The following is a 3,029-nucleotide window of genomic DNA, read 5'->3' on the forward strand; positions in this document are numbered from 1 at the left end:
GCGCATCGCCCTGCACCACCTGCACCTGGTCCTGCGCCTGCAGCCGCGCGACCGTGGCGCGCAACTGCGCCGCCTGGCCCGGATCGCGTTCGACCAGCACCGCGCCGGCCGCGCCGCGCGACACCGCCTCCAGCCCCAGCGCGCCGCTGCCGGCGAACAGGTCCAGCAACCGCGCCCCGGGCAGCACCGGCTGCAGCCAGTTGAACAGGGTCTCGCGGACCCGATCGGAGGTCGGGCGCAGCCCGGCCAGGTCCGGCACCGGCAGCCGCGTATTGCGCCAGCGCCCGCCGATGATCCGCACCTGGCCGCCGCCGGGACGGCTCATCGGCGGCCTCGCAGGGGCCGGGACAGGCGGGACGGGGAACGCAGGAACGGCATGGGCGGTGGGCAATGGGTGGCGCGGAAACGGGGTCCGGATCATAGACCAGCGCGGGGTCGCGCGTATGCGCGGCGCGGCGCTTGAAGCCGGCCGCGGCCGCCACCATGTCGGCCGGCAGAGCCGTGCCCTCCTCCGCGCGGCCGCCCATCCTTCATGGAGCACCTACCGATGAGCGTGGAAACCCAAAAAGAAACCCTGGGCTTTCAGACCGAGGTCAAGCAGCTGCTGCAGCTGATGATCCATTCGCTTTATTCCAACAAGGAGATCTTCCTGCGCGAGCTGATCTCCAACGCCTCCGACGCCGCCGACAAGCTGCGCTTCGAGGCGCTGGTCAAGCCGGAGCTGCTGGACGGCGATGCGCAACTGCGCATCCGCATCGGCTTCGACAAGGAGGCCGGCACCGTCACCATCGACGACAACGGCATCGGCATGAGCCGCGAGGAGATCGTGGCGCACCTGGGCACCATCGCCAAGTCCGGCACCTCCGAGTTCCTCAAGCACCTGTCCGGCGACCAGAAGAAGGACTCGCACCTGATCGGCCAGTTCGGCGTGGGCTTCTACAGCGCCTTCATCGTCGCCGACCAGGTCGACGTTTACAGCCGCCGCGCCGGCCTGCCGGCCAGCGAAGGCGTGCACTGGTCCTCGCGCGGCGAAGGCGAGTTCGAGGTCGCCACCATCAAGAAGGCCGAGCGCGGCACTCGCATCGTGCTCCACCTGAAGGACGATGAGAAGGACTTCGCCGACGGCTGGAAGCTGCGCGGCATCGTGCGCAAGTATTCCGACCACATCGCCCTGCCGATCGAACTGCCCAAGGAACACTACGGCGAGGACAAGGACAAGCCCGAGACCCCGGAATGGGAAACCGTCAACCGCGCCAGCGCGCTGTGGACGCGCCCGCGCACCGAGATCAAGGACGAGGAATACCAGGAACTGTACAAGCACATCGCCCACGACCACGAGAACCCGGTGGCGTGGAGCCACAACAAGGTCGAGGGCAAGCTGGAGTACACCTCGCTGCTGTACGTGCCCGGCCGCGCCCCGTTCGACCTGTACCAGCGCGATGCCTCGCGCGGGCTCAAGCTGTACGTGCAGCGCGTCTTCATCATGGACCAGGCCGAACAGTTCCTGCCGCTGTACCTGCGCTTCATCAAGGGCATCGTCGATTCCAGCGACCTGCCGCTGAACGTCTCGCGCGAGATCCTGCAGTCCGGCCCGGTGATCGACTCGATGAAGTCGGCGCTGACCAAGCGCGCCCTGGACATGCTGGAGAAGCTGGCCAAGGACGACGCCGAGCGCTACCAGGGCGTGTGGAAGAACTTCGGCCAGGTGCTGAAGGAAGGCCCGGCCGAGGACTTCGGCAACCGCGAAAAGATCGCCGGCCTGCTGCGTTTCGCCTCCACCCATGGCAGCGACGGCGCGCAGACCGTGTCGCTGGCCGACTACGTGGCGCGGATGCAGGACGGTCAGGACAAGCTGTACTACCTGACCGGCGAGAGCTACGCGCAGATCAAGGACAGCCCGCACCTGGAAGTGTTCCGCAAGAAGGGCATCGAAGTGCTGCTGCTCACCGACCGCATCGACGAGTGGCTGATGAGCTACCTCACCGAGTTCGACGGCAAGTCCTTCGTCGACGTGGCGCGCGGCGACCTGGACCTGGGCAAGCTCGACAGCGAGGAAGAGAAGCAGGCCAAGGAAGAAGCCGCCAAGGCCAAGCAGGGCCTGGTCGAGCGCATCCAGAACGTGCTCAAGGACGACGTCTCCGAAGTGCGTGTCTCGCACCGACTGACCGACTCGCCGGCGATCCTGGCCATCGGCCAGGGCGACCTAGGCCTGCAGATGCGGCAGATCCTGGAAGCCAGCGGCCAGAAGCTGCCGGAGAGCAAGCCGGTGTTCGAGTTCAACCCCGCGCATCCGCTGATCGAGAAGCTGGATGCGGAAGCCGATGGCGAGCGCTTCGGCGACCTGGCGAAGGTGCTGTTCGACCAGGCGGCGCTGGCTGCGGGCGACAGCCTCAAGGACCCAGCGGCGTATGTGCGGCGGCTCAATAAGTTATTGTTGGAGTTGTCGGTGTAGGCATTGATCGCGACGTGTATATGGAAACGAAGCCGGCGACTTGCCGGCTTCGTAGTTTTAAGGCAAGTCCACGCGTTATTGCACTGACCTACGTTCCAAATGCCTCAGACATGAGGCCGCCAGTTTAATACAGGCGCGTGGAGTAATCGACTTTCAGCAGGCTTACTCTCCCACAGAACCGACATTTCTGTGATCTTATAAAAAATTCCATAAACCAATATCATTAGAGAGCTGCAATCAACGACTCTGCTCTGAGTCGTCGGGCTTAAAATCCGTGATTGATGATACAGGTTTTTTAATTGCTTAGCGTATTCCGCGCGCATCATCCCGTCGACGGCATTCTTGGGTAATTCTTCGCTGTATTCCCAGCGCCAACTCTCGACCGCTGCGCGGGCATGAAGCAGTGTTGGGAAATAGCGCTCGTTGAGGCCTTAATCGCGCAAGCGGCCGCTGAACGACGCCCCTAGGCTGTATCGACATTCAGCGATATTTTTTGGGATGTTAAGGACCAGCACGTCGCGGCCTAGCCGCTATGAATTGGCCCAGAGCCAATGGGAGCGGATCGAAGACTTGCTTC

The 3,029-nt window shown here is 63.9% G+C and carries 2 protein-coding genes and 1 pseudogene; 1 reads left to right on the forward strand and 2 read right to left on the reverse strand.

Annotated elements, in window-relative coordinates:
- The coding region (locus tag D183_RS0111795; RefSeq protein WP_017909170.1) for an RsmD family RNA methyltransferase at positions 1-325 on the reverse strand (325 nt) is incomplete at its 3' end.
- Between the two features lie 222 nt (positions 326-547).
- Between D183_RS0111795 and htpG the strand changes: the two genes are divergently transcribed.
- Positions 548-2,452 (forward strand): molecular chaperone HtpG, encoded by a 1,905-nt coding sequence (htpG, locus tag D183_RS0111800; RefSeq protein WP_017909171.1) that lies wholly within the window; start codon positions 548-550, stop codon positions 2,450-2,452.
- A gap of 296 nt (positions 2,453-2,748) precedes the next feature.
- Here htpG and D183_RS28000 read toward each other — a convergent pair.
- A pseudogene (locus D183_RS28000) lies at positions 2,749-2,910 on the reverse strand (integrase core domain-containing protein); the annotation flags it as partial.
- Between the last annotated feature and the right edge of the window lie 119 nt (positions 2,911-3,029).

The sequence above is a fragment of the Xanthomonas sp. SHU 199 genome, assembly GCF_000364665.1.
In the GTDB taxonomy this organism is placed as follows: domain Bacteria; phylum Pseudomonadota; class Gammaproteobacteria; order Xanthomonadales; family Xanthomonadaceae; genus Xanthomonas_A; species Xanthomonas_A sontii.